Origin of the sequence: Pseudacidobacterium ailaaui (assembly GCF_000688455.1) — a bacterium.
Lineage (GTDB): Bacteria > Acidobacteriota > Terriglobia > Terriglobales > Acidobacteriaceae > Pseudacidobacterium > Pseudacidobacterium ailaaui.
This window is the reverse complement of record NZ_JIAL01000001.1, coordinates 3,132,777-3,151,929: the sequence shown is the minus strand read 5'-3', so window position 1 is coordinate 3,151,929 and position 19,153 is coordinate 3,132,777. Positions and strand designations below refer to the sequence as shown.

Sequence of the window (19,153 nt, the reverse complement as noted above, 5' to 3'; positions counted from 1 at the left end):
ACCCTTTATTTTCTCCAAGGAGTAAAGCTTGAGCGGCAGCAGACAGGTCCGGCGCGCATTATTGAGTGTGACAGACAAAACAGGGCTGGTGGATTTTGCCCGTCAACTGGCTAAACACGGCGTGGAGCTGGTCTCCACCGGGGGCACCGCTAAAACTCTTCGGGAGGCTGGACTTCAGGTCCGAGACATCTCAGACCTGACGGGTTTTCCCGAGATGCTGGACGGCCGCGTCAAGACGCTCCACCCGAAGGTCCACGGAGGTATCCTGCACATCCGTGAGAACGCCGAGCACGCGGCTGCGGTGAAGCAGCACGGCATCGAACCGATTGACATGGTCGTGGTCAACCTCTACGCCTTTGAAAAGACCGCTTCCCGTCCCGGGGTGACCTTTGCCGAAATGATTGAAAATATTGATATCGGTGGCCCATCGATGGTCCGCTCTGCTGCCAAGAATTTTGCAGATGTGGCCATTGTGACCTCTCCGTCGGACTACGCTTCCATTGCTGAGGAGATGGAAGCCAGTCAGGGCGCTCTCAAGTACGAAACCCGCTGGCGTCTGGCAAAGAAGGCCTTTGCCCTGACTGCCGCCTATGACACTGCCATCGCCAACACCTTAGAACAGATTGCCCCGTCTGGACCTTCCGAGACACCGGTCCAGTCTTCCGGACCCGCCTCCGCGCCTTTTCCTGAAATCTTGCGCATACACTACCCACTGGCCATGTCGCTACGCTATGGGGAAAACCCTCATCAGCGGGCTGCCTTATACACAGACGGCAGCGCTACCGGCATCGCTGGCAGCCACCAGATTCAGGGCAAGGAGCTGAGCTACAACAATCTGGTGGATCTGGACGCATGTTGGGAATTGGTCCAGGAATTCGACCAGACCGCCGTGGCCATCATCAAGCATACGAACCCTTGCGGGGCAGCAACGGGTGCAACGGTCCTGGAAGCCTATAAGAAAGCGCTGGAAGCCGATCCGGTGTCTGCGTTCGGGGGCGTCATCGGGGTGAATCGCGAGGTGGACGAGAAAGCGGCAGAGGAGATCACAAAACTGTTTGTCGAAGCCATTGCCGCCCCAGGCTTTACGGAAGGAGCAAAAGCCTGCTTTGCTACGAAGAAAAACCTGCGCCTGGTGGAAGTGAGACCAGCACAGACCCTTCGCGTACTCAAGCAGGTTTCTGGTGGGTTGCTCCTGCAGGATGCTGACCGCGGACACATCACCGTGGGTGAATTGAAGACCGTGACCGAACGCAAGCCAACCGAGGATGAGCTGGCCGCACTCATCTTTGCCTGGCGGGTCTGCAAGCACGTCAAATCCAATGCGATTGTTTACGCACGCAATGGCCAGACAATCAGCGTGGGAGCAGGCCAGATGAGCCGAGTGGACGCGGCGAAGTTCGGGGCCATGAAGGCCGTGCTGCCCCTCAAAGGATGCGTGGCCGCCTCCGATGCCTTCTTTCCATTCCCGGACGGCCTTGAGACCGTGGCCGCGGCGGGTGCCACGGCCGTCATTCAGCCTGGGGGGTCTGTCCGTGATGAAGAGGTCATTGCTGCTGCCAATAAGCTGGGCGTGGCCATGGTCTTCACAGGTATGCGCCACTTCCGGCACTAATGCTTTTTGAAAATGGTGGGCCGCAACCCCTTCTGTCCGTATTTCTTTCCCACAGGCCGAAAGGGACACCACCAAGGGCGGCTGTTATCTGAAGCCCAATCCGGTTTACAATCGTCTTAAAGTTGAGGATGCGCCATGAGAGCGCATCCAACTGATTCAGGCCGGGGATTACTGGCAGGGGTTCTTCTTGAAAATCAATAGCAAGGCCCGTTTGATACCGCACCATCGACTTCTATCCATTGCCACGCTGGCCCTGACCGTTTCCTGCTGGCCCGCGGCCCTGGCCCAGACGGCCCCCCAGCAGGACCAGAAGAAGGCTGCATCTGCCCCGGACCATTCCGCTTCCTCGCAGAAGCCGGACCGTGCCTCCGCCTACTACCATTACACGCTCGCACACATGTACGAAGAGATGGCCACCACCTATGGCCGTCCAGAATATGCCAATCGCGCCATTGAAGAATACAAGCTGGCGCTCAACGCCGACCCGGATTCTTCGTGGCTGAATGCTCACTTGGCAGAGCTTTACTTTGACACCGGCAGAGTACGCGATGCCATTGCCTCGGCCCAGGCAGAGATCCAAAAAAACCCTGACAATCTGGAAGCACACAAATTGCTTGGCCGCATCTATCTGCGGTCACTGGGGAACATGCAGAATGGCGGCCCGTCCGAGCAGATGCTCAAGCTGGCAATCAATGAATACAAGGAAATTGTCCGGCTAGAACCGAACAGTATCGAAAACCATCTCTTTTTGGGACGACTCTATACTCTGGACCACGATTCTGTTCATGCCGAAGAACAATTCAAGGCAGCGCAAAAGATTGATCCCGATTCTGAAGATGTTGTTCTCAATATCGCCGGGCTTTACACCGAGCAGGGAGACCTCCAGCGCGCCGCGCAGGTCCTGAGCGCGCTACCGGAAGATGACCAGACCCCGAAAACCCTTTATGCTCTGGGGCAGACCTATGAGCAGATGAAAGACAATCAGAAGGCCCTGGATGCTTATCAGAAGGCCTATGATCTGGAACCGGACAACCTCGATGTGGAGCGCGCCCTGGCCCAGTCTCAGCTCGCCAACGGCCAGAAAGACGCTGCGCTCAAGTCTTTCAAGGACATTGCCTCCAGCGACCCCAGCGACGCCCAGTCCCTGCTGAACATAGCCAAGATTGAGCGCCAGCAGGGAAAATATGAAGACGCCCTGGCGGCCCTGAAAAAGGCAAAAGACCTGGTCTCCGATTCTCTTGAAATCAATTTTGAAGAGGCGCTCGATTACGACGCCCTAGGGCAATTCGATCAGGCTGCACAGGTCCTGTCGAAACTCGTCTCTGATTCCGAACATGTTACCGGCCAATACACCGAAGGGGAGAAGAACAACCGCGCGGTGTTTCTTGACCGGCTGGCCAATGTCTATCGCGAGCAGGGCAAAACCGACCAGGCCATCGCCGCTTATCAGAAAATGGCAGCTCTTGGCGGGGACTACGTTTCCCGTGCCTATGCTTACATGGTGGACACATACCGCGATGCCCATCAGTACGACAAAGCGGTAGCTACTGCCCGTGAGGCTGTTACCAAAACGTCCAATGACCCGGATGCATCCCGCGACGCCAAGCTTATGCTGGCCATGCAGCTCTGCGATACGGGAAAGGCGGAAGAAGGCATCCGTCTGGCGAAATCTGTATTGAACGGATCTGCTGAGAACGACCGCAATGTGTATCTGCGCATGGCAGACATGTACATCCGTTTAAAACGGTGGAAAGACGCTGGAGAGGTCATCGACAAGGCCGATGCGCTCTCTACCAAACGGGACGACAAGGCCAACGTCTATTTTCTTCGCGGCGAACTGGAAGAGCGCCAGAAGCACTTTGATGAAGCGGAAACATGGTTCCGTAAGGTACTCGATCTCGAACCAAATTCCGCCGTTACCTTGAATTATCTCGGCTACATGCTGGCAGACCGGGGAGTGAAACTCAACGAGGCGCTGTCCATGATCAAAAAGGCCGTCCAGCTTGACCCGCAACAGTATGCTTACCTTGACTCTCTTGGCTGGGTCTATTTCAAGCTCGGCCAGTACAATCTGGCAGAGGAAAACCTGACCAGGGCCTTGGCGCGCAACAGTGGAGATCCCACGGTGCATGACCATCTGGGAGAGGTATACGAAAAAACCAATCGCCTGAAGCTGGCCGCCGCGCAATGGGAGCAGTCTTTGAACGATTACGCCCATTCTCTCTCCGCCGACGCTGATCCGGGCGATGTGAGCAAGGTCCAGAAAAAGCTGGATAGTGCCCGCGTCCGCCTCGCCCGGGAGTCCTCCGGTGCGGCCATGGCTGCACCGAAATAGCTTTATGCAGCTTTCGGCAGAATGCGCCGTCGCGGACAACGATCCGCTATTGACCTCGCGTGTATTTCCTGAGGACCCGCATCCTTATCGGTCGGCCTTCCAGCGCGATCGTGGACGCATCATCCACTCGCGTGCTTTCCGCCGCCTGGCCGGAAAGACGCAGGTATTTACCCACCGATACTCAGACCATTTTCGCAGTCGCCTGACGCATACCATGGAAGTTGCGCAGATTGCGCGCACGGTAGCCGCCGCGCTCGGGTTGAACCAGGACCTGGCAGAGTCCTTGGCTTTGGTCCACGATATCGGACACCCACCCTTCGGACATGCAGGCGAACGGGCCCTCGACGAGTCTTTGAAAAAGCATGGTCTCAGATTTGACCATAATCTTCATGCCCTGCGCACTGTTGAGCATTTTGAGCAGCGCTACGCTGCCTTTCGTGGCCTGAATCTCACCTTTGCTCTACGGGAGGGCATAATTAAGCACTCCCGCGATTACACGTCGGAAGAGCATCCTGAACTGGCCCCTTATGTTCTGGACAAACGGCCGCCCTTGGAAGCGCAGCTGATTGATCTGGTTGACGAGATTGCGTATCTGACCGCCGACCTGGACGATGGTATGGAAGCCGAAATCCTGCATCTGGAGGACATTCGACGGCATGTGCGTCTTTTTGACCAGTTTTATGTTTCGATGAAAGCGGCATGGCCTGATGCTCCGGAGAAGCTCGTTTTTCAGGAAACACTCAAGCGGATGCTGAATGCGCTGGTGGATGATCTGATTTCAGAAACCACCCGCCTCATCCAGAACCATGGCATCACCGCCCTGGAAGACATTCGCAATGCCCCACTAAGGGTTGCGCGGTTTTCACCATCCATGGAAGATCTACGCATGGAGGCCCGGCGTTATCTTTACTCCGAGCTGTATCATTGCGAAGAACTTGTCCGCGATCATGAAGAAGCCGCACATATTATTCAGGTCTTGTTTGATGCCTGGACGGCCGATCCCGATCTGCTTCCTGCCGGATACGCTTCACGAGTGGCTGAAGAAGGAGCTCCACGGGTCGTGGCCGACTATATTGCGGGAATGACCGATAATTTTATCTTCACGCAATACGACACATTCCGAGGCACCCATGTGGTCCAGGGCTGACGGGCCCGTTTTAGGGCGAAGTCCATCCGCCAGCATTCCGCAAAAATGCTACCCTTGTATGTGACCCTTTCCATGCACGAAAGCATCTCCGGGCCGCCTCCGGAAACACTTAGTCTTACCTCCGGTTCCCGTTTCATCCGCGCCTGCCTGCGCCGTCCGGTAGACCGGACCCCGGTTTGGTTTCTTCGGCAGGCTGGTCGTTACATGCCGGAATACCAGGCAGTCCGTAAACATCATTCCCTGTTGGAAATCTGTAGAACACCGTCGCTGGCCGCAGAGGTGACCATCACGGCGGCGGAAAAGCTCGATGTGGATGCAGCCATCATCTTTGCCGATCTCCTTCTGCCTCTTGCTCCCATGGGGCTGGACTTCGAATTTCAGGCCGGCGAAGGCCCCGTCGTCCACAAGCCGCTGCGCACTGCTGAAGCTGTCTCCCGTCTGCGCACGGACCGCACGGCTGAACTTGCGTATGTGGCAGAGGCGATTCAAAAAGTCGCAGCGCACTTTAAGGACAGCATTGCGCTCATTGGCTTCTGTGGTGCTCCCTTCACCCTGGCCAGTTACATGATTGAAGGTGGGGCCTCACGCCACTATATTGAAACCAAAAAAATGATGTATCACCAGCCCGCAGTCTGGCGCAGCCTGATGGACAAGCTGGTAAAGGTCCTGCACGAATATGCGCGGCAGCAGGTCGAGGCTGGAGCTGATGTCATCCAGATTTTCGATAGCTGGGCCGGAGTTTTGAGCATAGAAGACTATCGCGAGTTCGTATTGCCGCATGCCAGGACCCTTGTTCGTGAAGTCCAGGCCTCGGGAGTGCCTGTCATCTACTTTGGAGTGGAAACATCCAGCCTGATTGGTGCCATGCGCGAAACCGGAGCAGATGTTCTTGGGCTGGACTGGCGGGCCCCTCTCGGCGAGACATGGCGGTCTCTCGATTACTCCTGTGCGGTCCAGGGCAATCTTGACCCCATCACGTTATTTGCAGAACCTGAACTTCTACGCCACCGCGTAAAACAGATCCTCGATCAGGCCCGCGGCCGGCCCGGACACATCTTCAATCTCGGGCATGGTATCGTGCCAGGAACTCCGGTAGAGAATGTACAGTATGTCGTCCGCCTTGTGCGTGAGATCTCTGGCGAGGTAAAGCATGGCTGACCGTACAGCAGTCCTGCTGCTGGCCCACGGCACTCCAGACTCTGTCGAAGAGGTCCCGGAGTACTTACGCAATGTGACTGGAGGCCGCCCTCTGCCCGAAGCTGTGATTGAAGAAGTGCGGCATCGGATGCAGGCCATCGGCAAAAGCCCCCTCACACGCCTCACACTGGAACAGGGCCGCCTTCTAGCAGAACGTCTGAATGTCCCCGTCTACGTGGGGATGCGAAACTGGCGGCCATACATTGCAGACGTTGTGGCACAAATGGCCGAGGAACGCATGACCTCTGTTGTGGTCATCTGCCTGGCGCCTCAAAACTCCCGTACCAGCGTTGGACTCTACAAGCGCGCGGTTTTGCAGGCTGCAGGAAGCCGCATGAAAATCCACTTTGTCGAGGGATGGGCCAATCATCCACAACTGATCGAGGCCTTTGCGGAGCGCCTTGCACCCGTATGGCGAAAGCTTTCGGACCAGTTGAAGACCAGGGTCCCCGTCGTATTTACCGCACACAGCGTTCCCTGCCGGACCATACAACACAGCCCGGAACAGCCCCCTGATCCTTACGCTGTTGAAGCCAAGCTTACGGCCCGCTTGGTTGCCGAAAGTCTTGCGGAATTGTGCCCCTGGTATTTTGCCTTCCAGAGCCAGGGCATGTCGGGCGGCCCCTGGCTCGGACCAACCGTGGAAGAAACGCTCTTAGCACTTCAGCAGGAAGGCCATCGTGCAGCGATCATCCAACCCATCGGCTTTCTCTGTGATCATGTAGAAGTGCTCTATGACATCGACATCGCTTTTCGGGAGCATGCGAAGACCCTCGGTATGCATCTTGAACGTCCTCCGTCGCTCAACGATTCTCCTTTGCTGATTTCCGCACTGGCTGACATCGCGCGTCAGGGGCTTGCGCGCCTCGCCTCCTTATGAAGACCGCAGTCATTGGAGGAGGAATCGCTGGCCTTGCAGCCGCCTATGAACTTGCCCGCACCGGAAGGCCTTTCGTTCTTTACGAAGCGTCGCCAAGGCTTGGCGGCATCATTCAGACCATACGCCGCGACGGGTTTATTGTTGAATGCGGGCCTGATTCCTGGGTCACAGAAAAGCCCTGGGCGCAAACCCTTGTTCGCGAACTCGGTCTGGAAGAGGAACTCATCTCTTCCAATGACCACATCCGCCGGACCTACATCGCCCGGCACAGGCAGCTCATTCCCATACCTGACGGAATGCGGATGATGGTCCCTGGAGATCTTGAGGCACTGCGACATTCGCCGCTCTTCACTCAGGATGCGCAACTCGCATATACCCGCGAGCTGGAACGTGCTGCCGAACTGAAGGTCTCAGCTCTTCCGGAAGGCTCCGATGAATCCGTGGCCGACTTTGTACGCCGCCACTTTGGCGACGAAGTGACCGCCACCCTCGCCGCTCCGCTGCTGGCAGGCGTCTTTGGCGGGAGTATTCAGGATCTGAGCGTCCGCGCTATCCTGCCCGCATTCGTAAAAATGGAACGCGAGTACGGTTCGCTCGTATTGGCCCTGCAACAGCAAAAGCGAAGCTCGGGTCCGGCGCCTGTTTTCACCACACTGCGCTCAGGTTTACAGACTTTGACTGACAGCATGGCTGCGACATTGCCTGCCTCTTCCATACGGTTAAACACGTCGGTCACCGCACTGGCCCGCAATGGAGCCATCTGGCGCGTCTTTACGCCGCTGGAAAGCGAGAGTTTCGATGCCGTGGTTCTGGCGACTCCGGCCGATGTGACCCGCTCGCTGCTTGCCCCTTTGGATCCGGCCTTTGATTCTCTGTTGGCGATGGACGCCTCATCGGCCATCGTCATTGCCCTGGCCTTTCTGCCGACAGATGCGGAGACGATACAGATCCCTCGCGGATTTGGCTTTCTTGTACCCCCTGCCAACGGCCCTCTCGTACACGAGCCACAATTGCTCGCCTGTACCTTCGTCGAGCAGAAATTTCCGCATCGAGCGCCGCCGGGAGCTGTGCTTCTGCGCGCATTCTTCGGCGGAGATGACGCACCGCGCCTGCTGGGTCGGTCTGACGAAGAACTGCTGGCCCTGGCCCACATGCAGCTCTCCCAATATCTGGGCCACCTGCCCGAGCCGTCCTTTACTGTTGTTCGTCGCTGGCCCCGGTCCCTTCCGCAATATGCTGTGGGGCACCTCACAAAAATGAACCTGCTTGCCAGTCGGCTTCGTTCCCTGCCCGGCCTTCGGCTGATTGGCAATGCCTATCACGGTGTCGGGCTGCCGGACCTCATCCGGCAGGGTCGTGAAGCGGTCTGTTAAAAGCATCCCTTCTGTGAAGGAGACAGGATGCACCTCCAGGTTTCAGGGTTAGGATGCTTCCGGTGTTGGCTTCCAGCGCAGGACCGGTTTGCGGGCCGCAGTCGTTTCATCCAGGCGTGAAACGCGGGTGGAATGCGGTGCATTCAGCACGAGTTGGGGATTTTCTTCAGCCTCGCGCGCAATCTGTCGCATCGCATCGATGAACAGGTCCAGTTCCTCACGCGATTCGCTCTCCGTCGGCTCAATCATCAGTGCTCCTGGCACGATCAGCGGGAAGGAAACCGTATAGGGATGAAATCCATAATCAATAAGGCGCTTAGCAATGTCTCCCGTTTTGATGCTGTTCTTTAGCTGCCTGCGGTCGCTGAAAACAACCTCGTGCATCGAAGGCGTCTTGTAGGGCAGATCGTAAACATCTTCGAGCTTCTTGCGAATATAGTTTGCGTTCAATACCGCATCTTCTGTGGTCTGGCGCAGACCGTCCGGCCCATTTGCAAGAATGTAGGCCAGCGCACGCACGAACATTCCGAAGTTTCCATAGAAAGCGCGTACACGCCCAACGGATTCAGGCCGATGATAGTTCCAGTGAAGCTGACCATCGCTTCCGTTCTCAAGGACCGGCACGGGCAGATACGGCTCAAGGACCTTCTTGCAAGCCACAGGGCCCGAGCCTGGACCACCGCCGCCATGTGGAGTGGAAAAGGTCTTGTGCAGGTTCAGGTGCATCACGTCCACGCCAAAATCACCCGGACGTGTCTTGCCACAGAGAGCATTCATGTTCGCGCCATCCATGTATAGCAGGGCGCCCTTTGCGTGGAGGATGTCCGCAATTTTATGAATTTCGTTTTCAAAGACGCCCAGCGTCGAAGGATTCGTGAGCATCAGCGCAGCGGTATCTTCATTGACCATCTGCTCCAGCGCAGCCACGTCAATGCCGCCCAATGCGTTTGATTTGATATTCACCACCTGGTAGCCGCAGACCGCAGCTGTGGCTGGATTGGTCCCATGTGCCGAATCAGGAATCAGAATGTTCTTGCGTGTATTTCCCTTTGAGCGATGATAGGCGCGGATCAGCAGGATTCCGGTAAACTCGCCATGCGCTCCTGCTGCCGGCTGGAGCGTGATGGCATCCATGCCGGTAATTTCGATGAGGCAGTCCTGCAACAGCTTGATGATCTGCAATGAGCCTTGCGAGAGCGACTCTGGCTGATACGGATGCGCCTCCGCAATTCCTTCTAGACGCGACACAAACTCGTTTACGCGAGGGTTGTACTTCATCGTGCAGCTGCCCAGAGGATACATGCCAAGGTCAATGGCGTAGTTCCATGTGGAAAGGCGCGTAAAGTGGCGGATGATCTCAATCTCGCTCAGTTCCGGTAAAGTGCCTGTGCTCTCGCGCACGGCCCCGCCCAGCAGCTGTGCCGGGTCCACCTGCGGCACATCTAACGGAGGCAGCTTGTAGGCCTTCTTGCCGGGAGAAGAGAGTTCAAACGACAGTTTTTCATTCTGGGTAAGATGTGCAGTGACTTTGCGCGTCGTTCCTGTAAATGCTTGTTCGGTTGCCATGAAAAATCCTTACCTCAGACCGTGGTTCCAACGGGCGCTTCTGACAATACAGAAGCGGCCGCGTCTATCTGTTCCTTGGTGGTCAGCTCAGTTGCGCACCACAGCGTTGCTTGACCCAGCTCCGGATACCACTTCTTCAGCGGCACCCCGCCAATGATCCTGTTTTCCAGCAGCCTTGCATTCAGTTGCTCCGGAGCTTCGCTGGTCTCAACTACAAATTCGTTGAATCGGGGCGACCCGGCAAAGAGCAGCCTGCCACCTTCACTCAGTCTGTTGGCGGCATACTGGGCCTTGGCCAGGTTCTGCACTGCCAGCTCTTTCAGTCCTTCCTTGCCATAGACCGTCATGAAGATGGTGGCCATCAGCGCCACCAGCGCCTGGTTCGTACAGATGTTTGAGGTCGCCTTTTCGCGCCGGATATGCTGCTCACGCGTGGAAAGCGTCAGCACAAACCCCCTGCGCCCGTCCTTGTCTTTTGTCTCGCCTACAAGTCGGCCAGGCATCTGCCGCAGATATTTTTCCTTTGCTGCCAACACTCCACAGAATGGACCGCCATAGCTTGAGGCCACTCCGAAGGACTGCGCCTCCAGAGAAACAATGTCAGCCTCTACTGGAGGACGCACGATGCCCAGCGAGACCGCTTCTGCAATGGAAACAATCAGCAATGCGCCTCTTTTGTGCGCAATCTCAGCAACGGCCGGAATGTCTTCGACAATCCCAAAGAAATTCGGCGACTGCACCAGCACACAGGCCGTTTCTTGCGTGACCATCTGCTCCAGGGCCGCCAGATCCACCCGTCCATCCGGTCCGTAGCCAGCTTCATGCGCTGAGTGCTCCTGGTGCTGCGAATAAGTCTCCATGACCTCGCGGTATTCCGGATGCACGGTCCGGGCCACGACGACACCATCCCGCCCGGTAATGCGAACGGCCATCATCACCGCCTCTGCCGCGCCGGTCGAGCCGTCATACATTGAAGCATTGGCGATGTCCATCCCGGTCAGCTCGCAAATCATGGTCTGAAACTCAAAGATGGCCTGGAGTGTGCCTTGTGTAATCTCGGCCTGATACGGCGTGTATGAGGTCAGAAATTCGCCACGCTGCACCAGCGAATCAATCACGACCGGACGGTAATGGCGATAGGCGCCTGCACCAAGAAAGCTCGCATAACCGACAGCGTTCTGCGCGGCGGCAGCCTTGAAGTGGTCCACAATCTCTGACTCGCCCATCTGGCGCGGAATCCTCAGGTCCCGCTGCAAACGGTACTCTTCAGGAATTGTGGCGAAAAGATCGTCAATAGAAGACACGCCTATCTCACGCAGCATTGCTGCGCGCTCAGCAGGCGATTTCGGGAGATAACGCATGTGTGGTCCTTCTTGCAAAACGGGGCGACAGCGCCAGTCTTCTGCTTTTGAAACAATACAAAACTAGACCCAGCCATACACCGGAGTCGAGGCAATGTCTGAGTACACGCAGGAGAAAACTGCTAGTGTCCGGTCTCTTCGGCGATGTACTTTTCATAGTCTGCCGCAGTCAAAAGCGACTCCAGCTCCGCCGGATCACTCAGCTCCACCTTCATGATCCAAGCCGAGTGTGCATCTGAGTTGATCTTCTCCGGCGCCGATGTCAGTTCTTCGTTCACCTCGGTCACTGTTCCGGTCACTGGCGAATAGAGGTCGGAAACGGCCTTCACCGACTCAACGCTGCCAAAGACCTCGCCCTTCTTCAGGCTCGCACCAACTTTGGGCGATTCGACAAAAACAATATCGCCCAGCGAGTTCTGGGCGTAGTCCGTAATGCCGACCTTGCCAGTTTTACCATCGGCCTCAATCCATTCATGCTCACGGGTATAGCGGTAATTTGCAGGATATGCCATGAAATTTTCTCTCTCTTATTGTACGGTCTAAACGGCTATTTCTTTGGGCGACGGTAAAAGGGTATCGGCACCACCTTTGTCTTCACCATCGAGTTGCGCACCTGCACAAAGACTTCGGTATCCAAAGCTGCATATTCACGCGGTACAAAGGCCAATGCAATGTTTTTCTTCAGGAACGGAGCGGGCGATCCACTGGCGATTGCGCCTATCTGAGTACCCGCTTCGTTAAACACGCCGTAGCCGTCGCGAGCAATGCCGCGTTCGATGACTTCCAACCCCACCAGTTTGCGTTCAGGGCCGCCATTTGCCAGAATCTGCTGCAATGCCTCGGAACCGATAAATGGCCCCTTTTCCAGTTTGCAGAAGCGGTCCAGGCCGGCTTCAAAGACGTTGATCGTCTCAGAAATCTCATGTCCATAAAGCGACAACGCTGCTTCGAGTCGCAGCGTGTTGCGCGCGCCCAGTCCGCAGGGCAGAATGCCGAACTCCTTGCCGGCCTCCAGCACCTCTTCCCAAACGCGCCGGCTCGTTGCTTCATCCGACGGGATGTAAATCTCAAAGCCATCTTCGCCCGTGTATCCGGTGCGCGCAATCAGCGTATTCGGCAGACCACAGACCGTCCCCCACTTGAACCAGTAGAACTTGATCGTGGAAAGGTCCACGTTGGTCAGCTTTTGCAGCGTTTCAGCCGCCTTCGGCCCCTGGATGGCAAGCTGCGTGTAGTAGTCGCTGTAGTCGCTCACGTGGCAATGGAACTTCTGCGCATTGCTCCGGACCCAGTTGTAGTCCTTCTCGCGGGTCCCGGCATTGATGACGATCAGATAATCATTGTCAGAAAATTTGTGGACGATCACATCATCCACAAACGTTCCCTGCGGATAGAGCATCGCAGAATATTGCGCCTGTCCTACCTGGAGCTTGGCGGCATCATTCATGCAGATGTGCTGGACGGCGTCGAAAGACTCCGGGCCTCGCAGTTGAATGTCGCCCATATGACTTACATCAAACAACCCTACACCGGTGCGCACGGCCATGTGCTCGGCAATGAGACCAGAATATTCCACCGGCATGTCCCATCCGCCAAAATCCACCATTTTGGCACCCATCTGGCGGTGGACGGCGTTCAGCGCGGTTTTGCGAAGCGCAGGAGAAGCAGTTGTAGACACAGCATTGTCCTTCAGACGTAAAGTGCAGAACTTTTTACGCTAAAGCATTTCGCAGATGCTGTAAACCGGGGGGCTTTGAACAGCTTCACAATCTCAAAGAACTTCATTTGTCCGCGTAATAACCATCTCGCGTCTGCACAAAGAGGTCTTTTTTCTTGGCCGTCAAAGTAATCTTATGATAGCTGCCATCGGCGCTGAATTTGTCGGGCGTGTACCCCAGCATATACTGTGAACGCAGATCCTCAGCGATGGCGGAATAAATCTGGTCAAAGTTTTCCTTCTTTTTCGCCTCATACATGCGGCCGCCTGTTTCCTGCGCAATCTGGATCATGATCTTCTTGCCATCCACTTGAGGCCCTTCGGCTGGATGTTGCCCTCCTCGCCCGCCAGGGTAGCCCCCGCCACCAGGATACCCACCTCCGCCGGGCCACCCACCGCCCATGCCGATGCGGGGACGCCCGTAACCTCCCCCACGATTGCCAAAGTCATGAGGTTGTTCCCCTTGAAAATAAATCGTATAGACGACCGTATTTGCGCGCTGCGCCGCCTCGATCGCCGAGTGCAGTGTCTCCTTGCTGCCGCGGTCCTTGCCATCGCTCAGAACAATCAGCGCCTTGCGCCCCTGCTGCTTTTTCATCAATTCATCTGAAGCAAGAAAGATGGCGTCATAAAGCTGCGTTCCTCCGCGATGCATACTCCGGTCGCCCTCCTGTCCGGAATCAGAGGTATCGCTCACGCGCGTCGGGCCTAAATCATCCAAGGCGGACGCCAGCTTTTCCTTTGCGTTGGTCAGGTCCTCCAGCAGTTCGACCTCGCGGTCAAAATGAATGAGAAAGGCCTGGTCCTGCGGCTTGACCAGCATCTGGTTTAAAAAGCTCTTGCTGGAGGTCTTTTCCTGGTCTAGCGCATTTCGCATACTGCCACTGGTGTCCACCAGGAGCCCCAGCGTCAGCGGAAGGTCTGTATCCAGACTGAAATATTTGATGGTCTGTGGACGTCCGTCTTCCATCAAAGTGAAATCGTCCTTCGTCAGGTTGGTCACAATCTGGCCCTTCTTGTCACGGACAGTTACAGGAAGCGTGACCACTTTCACATTTACGGTCAAGGTCGTGGAAGATGCAGAAGATGTTGCGGGCTGGCCGGCTTGCGCAAAACAAACAGGTAGACGGACACACAGGGCCATCAACGGCACAAAAAGGCAGAGCACATGTTTCGTCTGGGATCTCATCATGACTGCTGTTGATTAGACGGACGAGTGCCCTTTCCGGTTGAAGCCTGACCGCAAGCATGAAAAGGGAAAAAGGTTCGTTTATCCGGCCTTCCTGCGCCTGCCAGAGGACTTCGCCGATGCAGTCTCCCTCTGCGGGGCTTTCTTCCCTACCGCCTCTTCCTGCTGCTCCATGCTCTTCCTGAGCGCATCCATGAGATTGATGACCGGCGCCAGCTTCTTTTTCGGTCGCTTCTCGCTCTTTGTAACCATCCCGGCCTCTTTTTCCTCGACCAGTTTCAGCACGCGGTCCTGATATTCATCTTTAAATTTGTCAGGATTGAACTTTGCCGTCAGTTGTTTCATAAACTGCTCGGCCAGCTCCACCTCGGCCTTTTGCAGACTAATCTTCTCCTCGTCCACACCGTATTCGGCGATCTCACGCACTTCTGCCGGATAATACAGCGTGTGCAACACCAGGCCTTTGTGATAAGGCCGGATCATCACAATCTGCTCCCGCTGGTGCAGCGTAATTTTGGCAATCGCACCCAGCTTCAAGTGCTCCATGCCCTTCAGGATGAGCGTATAGGCCCGGCGGCCCGGTTCTTCAGGGACCGTGTAATACGAGGTCTGGTAATACAGCGGATCCACCTCATCGAGCTTCACGAACTGTACAATCTCCATCGTTTCGGAAGACTCGGCCTCCAGTGCCTTTAATTCCTCCGGAGTCACCTGGACATAAGTGCCCTTGTCAATCGGATAGCCTTTGGCAATTTCACTGCGCTCCACCACACGTTCGCAGGTCGGACAAAACAATTGCTGCTTTACTTTCGTCCCGCAGACGGCGTGGACCTGGTTGAAACTCACATGCTCTTCACGAGCTGCGACGAACAGGTGAATCGGGACCGAGATCAGACCAAAGGAGATATAGCCTTTCCAGACCGTAGACGCCATAATGCAAACCCTTTCGGCAGCAAGCAGTTAGGATGTGAATTGTACACTGGCTGGATGGCTGATTGCACTAAAAATGATGCAGGACAAGCAAAAGGGTGGGAGCGGCAAGAAAGAAAGGCCTAGCCGAGCATCTTCTCCAGCCGCTCTGCGTCAAAGCCAATCATGACTTCCTCCCCGACCACGATCGTCGGTGTTGAACGACTGTTTAACTCCATCAACTCACGCAAAGCCGCCGGGTCCGCCGTCACGTCCTTATATTCAAACGGCACCTTACGCGAGGAAAGAAAATGCTTCGCGGCAAAACATGGAGGGCATCCAGGCTGGCTGTAAAGAATGACGCGCTTCTGAGACATCGTGCTTTCTAAAAGATGCTACATTCCTGGGGCAAGATTCAATGGAATCCTGGTCCTTCTCAAAAACCTCTAGTTATTGACGTAGTTACTGACGGCCTTCCCGCTTCTGCGCAAGGACCATTCCACGCGGCGTAGGCAAAAACACGCACGAGAGCAGTCCTTCTCTTTCCAGGGCAAATGCCGCTTCCCTTACCACTCTTAGATGGGAACTGGCATCATGAATCAATACAACTCCGTTGGAAGAAATCTGGGGCAGGAAGCGCTTGACTTCCGCAGCACGAATCTCCATGTCGCTGTCGGAGTAGAACAGGTCAATCGTTCCCTCGACCTGCATTTCCAGGCTGGATTCATTCCTCAGATCGACCCAATCCGCCAGCCCGGAAGCTGCAATTCTCTCTTTTGCCCTGGCATATACCACGGGATCAAACTCACAGCTTACAATCCTGCCAAATCCATTGGCTTTCAGTCCTTTGGCAATCCAAAGGGTGCTGGCCCCAAGAAAAGCGCCGGTTTCCACCACCAATTGCGGCTTGATGGTCATCACAAGCGTCTGCAAAAACTCAAGCACTTCAGCCTCTGCCGTCATAGAGTCATACATGTGCCAGCGTTCCGGATGTGGACACTCTGACGTGGGCCGATGATACTCCGGCAGCAGTGCTCCACCTGCGCGCTCTGCCTGCAGCATGACCTTATGTTCTTGTTTCAGTTTCTTACGGAACAACCTCATGCGGTGCCTTCCCTCCGCCATTGTACTTGCGCGGAGGCTGCCCTCTTATAATGCCTGTACATGCAGGCCACAGTACAACATCCAGCGGAGTTTTCGCGAATTGTTCTCATCGGCTTTATGGGGGCCGGCAAATCCACCGTGGGCTCTTTGCTCGCACCGCACCTCGGATGGCGCTTTCAGGATGCAGATGTCGTGCTGGAGCAGCAGGCCGGCCAGACCATCGCGGAAATCTTTTCCGGCCGCGGCGAAGCAGCTTTTCGCCGGATGGAAGCTGACGTCATCCGCGCCTTACTGCGCGAAGAAAACCTGGTCCTGGCCGTAGGTGGAGGCGCCATTGAAACCGAAGTGACCCGCGAGGCTATCTTCTCCGCGCCGAAGACCTGCGTGGTCTTTCTGGAGGCCCCTCTGGAGACCATGGTTGCAAGATGTGAGCAGCAGGCCGGGGCCGCTGTTCGTCCGGTGCTGCAGGACCGCGACCGTCTAGAAGCAAGATTTGCAGCCAGGCTGCCATATTACCGCCAAGCGCATCTTGTGGTAGAGACGGCCGCGCGCTCCCCTGAGGAAACGGCGCGGCACATCATGGAATCTCTAAATCTTTTTTCCGAGGAAGGCCGCCCTGCATGAAAAGTCGCACTCTGCGCAGCGACATTGTCTTTACCTTTTCCCTTGCCCTGGCCCTGATCCTTGCCTGGTATGTCCGCAATGTCCTGCTCCTGATTTACGTCAGCGCACTCTTTGCCGTGGTCCTGACGCCCGTAGTGAAGGGCATCATGAAGGTTCGCATTGGCCGATGGAGCCCGGGCCGGGGAGTGGCCATCCTGGTCCTTGTGGTTGTCGTTGCCGGCTTCGCAACCATGTTCTTCATTTTTGCCTTGCCTCCGGTGGCACGCGACCTGCGCGAGTTCATCAGCGAACTTCCAACCCGCGGCCCGCAGTTGCTGGCACGCATTCGGAAGATTCCCCTGATGCAGCGGCTCGACGTCAACTCCCTCAATACACGCATTCAGGACTTCGCCGCGAACTTCGCAACCTACATTTTTCTTTCGGCAAAACACTGGGCCAGCAAGCTTTTTGACATCATTACCGGCATCGTCCTGACGGTTTACTTCATGCTGGAAGGGGAGAAGGCCTATCACTGGATGCTGAGCTTCTTCCCAGTTGAGATGCGTCAGCGGCTCGACAAAACTCTGGTCCGAGCCGAAGCGCGCATGGGCCAATGGCTTTTAGGACAGGGCGCGCTCATGCTGATTCTGGGCACCTGCAGCACAATTGTTTTTGTTGCCCTGCATCTGCGATATGCCTACGCTCTGGGCGTCCTGATGGGTCTGTTCAACATCATTCCCATAGCCGGGGCCATCATTACCGTCTCTTTGGCCCTCATGGTAGCTGCCATCGATTCCTGGGGCCGTGTGCTGGGCGTCGCTATTTTCTACGCAATTTATGCACAGTTGGAAACCTCGTTCCTTACCCCTCGAATTATGCAGTCGCGCGTAGACCTCCCAGGACTGGCGATTATTATCGCACTGATGCTGGGTGCGGCCCTCGATGGTGTCCGTGGGGCCCTGGTTGCGGTGCCGACTGCCGTTTTGGTCGCGGTCCTGCTTGATGAATATGCGGTGCAGAGCGAACCTGTGATTTGCGGTCCCCGCTCGCTTTCGGAGGTTGAAAACCTTCACTCGTGAGCTGAAATCCAGCGCCACGGCAATTCCCCCGTCAATTCAGCTCTTTCCGTTGGTATCATGGAGAGTGGTCTTGACGGTAAACTTCATACCATTCCGAGCGAAACAGGCATGACGCCCGCCGCACCTGCGTCTGTGGCTGAAGAACAGGCCATCCTGGAACGGCCAGCGCCTCTTCGCGCTGGAGAAACGGCCTTGCGTCTTGCAGATTATGCTGAGCTTTTCAAGTTCCGCGTCACGGCACTTGTGGTCATGACTGCATGGGCCGGCTTTTATCTGGCGTCTGTGCGTAGTCGAATCAGTAGTTTGCAACCTGGCCTCCTTGCCGCCCTCGTGGGCATTGGTCTGGTCTCTGCCGGATCTGCGGCGCTCAATGAAGTCCTAGAGCGCCGTCTTGACGCCCGGATGGTCCGTACCGCCCAGCGGCCAGTGGCCTCGGGCCGCATCGGCCTGCTCCATGGCCTGACCCTCGGCATGGTTGCCATCGTCTCCGGCGCACTGTGGCTCACTTACGCGACGAACCTGCTTACGGGAACTCTCACCTTGCTGACGGCTTTTAGCTATGTCGCCATTTATACCCCTCTCAAGCGATATACCACCCTTGCAACTTTTATCGGGGCTTTTCCGGGAGCCATGCCTCCCTTACTCGGCTGGACTGCCGTCCGCGGGACCATTGAATGGCCTGCCGTGGCGCTTTTTGCCATACTCTTCGTCTGGCAGTTTCCGCATTTCATGGCCATTGCCTGGCTTTATAAGGAAGATTATGGACGGGCCGGAATCCGCATGTTGCCTGTGGTGCAGCCGGACGGATGGTCTACGGTGCTTGAAGCCATTACGTACGCAGTGCTCATGATCCCCGTCAGCCTGCTCCCGGTCTATTTGCACATGACCGGCCGAATTTATGGCGTGACAGCATTGCTGCTGGGAATTTTCTATCTGGCCTATACTTTGCGTTTTGCTCGTATCACACGCGCGCGCAGTGTGGTCGAATCGAAAATGTATGCGCGCGACCTCCTCAAGGTGAGCGTGATCTACCTGCCCCTTCTGCTCACCGTGCTCATGCTCAACGCGGCAGGAAAGTAGT

17 protein-coding genes are annotated in these 19,153 nt (G+C 56.1%); 9 read left to right on the top strand and 8 right to left on the bottom strand.

What is annotated here, in order from left to right:
- Positions 1–28: 28 nt before the first annotated feature.
- The 6 genes from purH (at position 29) to hemG (ending at position 8,544) form a co-directional block, all read left to right on the top strand.
- Entirely contained in the window at positions 29–1,612 is a 1,584-nt protein-coding gene (purH, locus tag N655_RS0114110) for a bifunctional phosphoribosylaminoimidazolecarboxamide formyltransferase/IMP cyclohydrolase (RefSeq protein ID WP_026443501.1), read from the top strand.
- A 187-nt stretch (positions 1,613–1,799) separates the two neighbouring features.
- A complete protein-coding gene (locus tag N655_RS0114105) occupies positions 1,800–3,947 on the top strand; it encodes a tetratricopeptide repeat protein (RefSeq protein WP_044934748.1) in 2,148 nt (715 codons plus the stop codon).
- Between the two features lie 4 nt (positions 3,948–3,951).
- Positions 3,952–5,094 carry a dGTP triphosphohydrolase gene (gene dgt, locus N655_RS0114100; RefSeq protein WP_044934745.1) on the top strand — a complete coding sequence of 381 codons (1,143 nt, stop codon included), beginning with the start codon at positions 3,952–3,954 and terminating at the stop codon, positions 5,092–5,094.
- A 72-nt stretch (positions 5,095–5,166) separates the two neighbouring features.
- Positions 5,167–6,252, top strand: a complete 1,086-nt coding sequence (gene hemE, locus N655_RS0114095; RefSeq protein WP_044935999.1) for a uroporphyrinogen decarboxylase — start codon at positions 5,167–5,169, stop codon at positions 6,250–6,252.
- Entirely contained in the window at positions 6,245–7,171 is a 927-nt protein-coding gene (hemH, locus tag N655_RS0114090; RefSeq protein ID WP_026443497.1) for a ferrochelatase, read from the top strand. The genes hemE and hemH overlap by 8 nt, the downstream gene beginning before the upstream one ends.
- Positions 7,168–8,544 carry a protoporphyrinogen oxidase gene (gene hemG / locus N655_RS0114085; RefSeq protein WP_026443496.1) on the top strand — a complete coding sequence of 459 codons (1,377 nt, stop codon included), beginning with the start codon at positions 7,168–7,170 and terminating at the stop codon, positions 8,542–8,544. The genes hemH and hemG overlap by 4 nt, the downstream gene beginning before the upstream one ends.
- 48 nt (positions 8,545–8,592) lie before the next feature.
- Here hemG and gcvPB read toward each other — a convergent pair whose 3' ends face one another.
- The 8 genes from gcvPB to N655_RS0114045 form a co-directional block, all read right to left on the bottom strand.
- The gene (gcvPB, locus tag N655_RS0114080; RefSeq protein ID WP_026443495.1) at positions 8,593–10,110 is read right to left on the bottom strand and encodes an aminomethyl-transferring glycine dehydrogenase subunit GcvPB; all 1,518 of its coding nucleotides are present in this window, start codon (positions 10,108–10,110) and stop codon (positions 8,593–8,595) included.
- A 14-nt stretch (positions 10,111–10,124) separates the two neighbouring features.
- The gene (gcvPA, locus tag N655_RS0114075) at positions 10,125–11,471 is read right to left on the bottom strand and encodes an aminomethyl-transferring glycine dehydrogenase subunit GcvPA (RefSeq protein ID WP_026443494.1); all 1,347 of its coding nucleotides are present in this window, start codon (positions 11,469–11,471) and stop codon (positions 10,125–10,127) included.
- Positions 11,472–11,593: 122 nt separating this feature from the next.
- Positions 11,594–11,983, bottom strand: a complete 390-nt coding sequence (gcvH, locus tag N655_RS0114070) for a glycine cleavage system protein GcvH (protein ID WP_026443493.1) — start codon at positions 11,981–11,983, stop codon at positions 11,594–11,596.
- Between the two features lie 35 nt (positions 11,984–12,018).
- Positions 12,019–13,149 (bottom strand): glycine cleavage system aminomethyltransferase GcvT, encoded by a 1,131-nt coding sequence (gene gcvT, locus N655_RS0114065; RefSeq protein WP_026443492.1) that lies wholly within the window; start codon positions 13,147–13,149, stop codon positions 12,019–12,021.
- Between the two features lie 103 nt (positions 13,150–13,252).
- On the bottom strand, positions 13,253–14,380 hold the full coding sequence (locus tag N655_RS0114060; protein ID WP_155987603.1) for a VWA domain-containing protein: 1,128 nt from the start codon (positions 14,378–14,380) through the stop codon (positions 13,253–13,255).
- Between the two features lie 78 nt (positions 14,381–14,458).
- A complete protein-coding gene (ku, locus tag N655_RS0114055) occupies positions 14,459–15,310 on the bottom strand; it encodes a non-homologous end joining protein Ku (protein ID WP_026443490.1) in 852 nt (283 codons plus the stop codon).
- 119 nt (positions 15,311–15,429) lie between these two features.
- Entirely contained in the window at positions 15,430–15,663 is a 234-nt protein-coding gene (locus tag N655_RS0114050) for a glutaredoxin family protein (RefSeq protein WP_026443489.1), read from the bottom strand.
- A gap of 85 nt (positions 15,664–15,748) precedes the next feature.
- On the bottom strand, positions 15,749–16,390 hold the full coding sequence (locus N655_RS0114045) for an O-methyltransferase (RefSeq protein ID WP_026443488.1): 642 nt from the start codon (positions 16,388–16,390) through the stop codon (positions 15,749–15,751).
- 60 nt (positions 16,391–16,450) lie between these two features.
- Between N655_RS0114045 and N655_RS0114040 the strand changes: the two genes are divergently transcribed.
- From N655_RS0114040 to cyoE, 3 genes are all read left to right on the top strand, one after another.
- Entirely contained in the window at positions 16,451–17,014 is a 564-nt protein-coding gene (locus tag N655_RS0114040; RefSeq protein ID WP_044934742.1) for a shikimate kinase, read from the top strand.
- Positions 17,011–18,072 carry an AI-2E family transporter gene (locus tag N655_RS19160; RefSeq protein ID WP_044934740.1) on the top strand — a complete coding sequence of 354 codons (1,062 nt, stop codon included), beginning with the start codon at positions 17,011–17,013 and terminating at the stop codon, positions 18,070–18,072. Before N655_RS0114040 ends, N655_RS19160 begins: the two co-directional genes overlap by 4 nt.
- 108 nt (positions 18,073–18,180) lie before the next feature.
- Positions 18,181–19,152 carry a heme o synthase gene (gene cyoE / locus N655_RS0114030; RefSeq protein ID WP_049961450.1) on the top strand — a complete coding sequence of 324 codons (972 nt, stop codon included), beginning with the start codon at positions 18,181–18,183 and terminating at the stop codon, positions 19,150–19,152.
- The last annotated feature ends 1 nt before the right edge of the window (position 19,153 follow it).

Bases quoted from the DNA above. Each gene is read 5' to 3' on its own strand.
- dgt (WP_044934745.1), top strand. From the start codon at position 3,952: ATGCAGCTTTCGGCAGAATGCGCCGTCGCGGACAACGATCCGCTATTG.
- hemE (WP_044935999.1), top strand. From the start codon at position 5,167: ATGCACGAAAGCATCTCCGGGCCGCCTCCGGAAACACTTAGTCTTACC.
- hemH (WP_026443497.1), top strand. From the start codon at position 6,245: ATGGCTGACCGTACAGCAGTCCTGCTGCTGGCCCACGGCACTCCAGAC.
- hemG (WP_026443496.1), top strand. From the start codon at position 7,168: ATGAAGACCGCAGTCATTGGAGGAGGAATCGCTGGCCTTGCAGCCGCC.
- gcvPB (WP_026443495.1), bottom strand. From the start codon at position 10,110: ATGGCAACCGAACAAGCATTTACAGGAACGACGCGCAAAGTCACTGCA.
- gcvPA (WP_026443494.1), bottom strand. From the start codon at position 11,471: ATGCGTTATCTCCCGAAATCGCCTGCTGAGCGCGCAGCAATGCTGCGT.
- gcvH (WP_026443493.1), bottom strand. From the start codon at position 11,983: ATGGCATATCCTGCAAATTACCGCTATACCCGTGAGCATGAATGGATT.
- N655_RS0114060 (WP_155987603.1), bottom strand. From the start codon at position 14,380: ATGATGAGATCCCAGACGAAACATGTGCTCTGCCTTTTTGTGCCGTTG.
- ku (WP_026443490.1), bottom strand. From the start codon at position 15,310: ATGGCGTCTACGGTCTGGAAAGGCTATATCTCCTTTGGTCTGATCTCG.
- N655_RS0114050 (WP_026443489.1), bottom strand. From the start codon at position 15,663: ATGTCTCAGAAGCGCGTCATTCTTTACAGCCAGCCTGGATGCCCTCCA.
- N655_RS0114045 (WP_026443488.1), bottom strand. From the start codon at position 16,390: ATGAGGTTGTTCCGTAAGAAACTGAAACAAGAACATAAGGTCATGCTG.
- N655_RS0114040 (WP_044934742.1), top strand. From the start codon at position 16,451: ATGCAGGCCACAGTACAACATCCAGCGGAGTTTTCGCGAATTGTTCTC.
- N655_RS19160 (WP_044934740.1), top strand. From the start codon at position 17,011: ATGAAAAGTCGCACTCTGCGCAGCGACATTGTCTTTACCTTTTCCCTT.
- cyoE (WP_049961450.1), top strand. From the start codon at position 18,181: ATGACGCCCGCCGCACCTGCGTCTGTGGCTGAAGAACAGGCCATCCTG.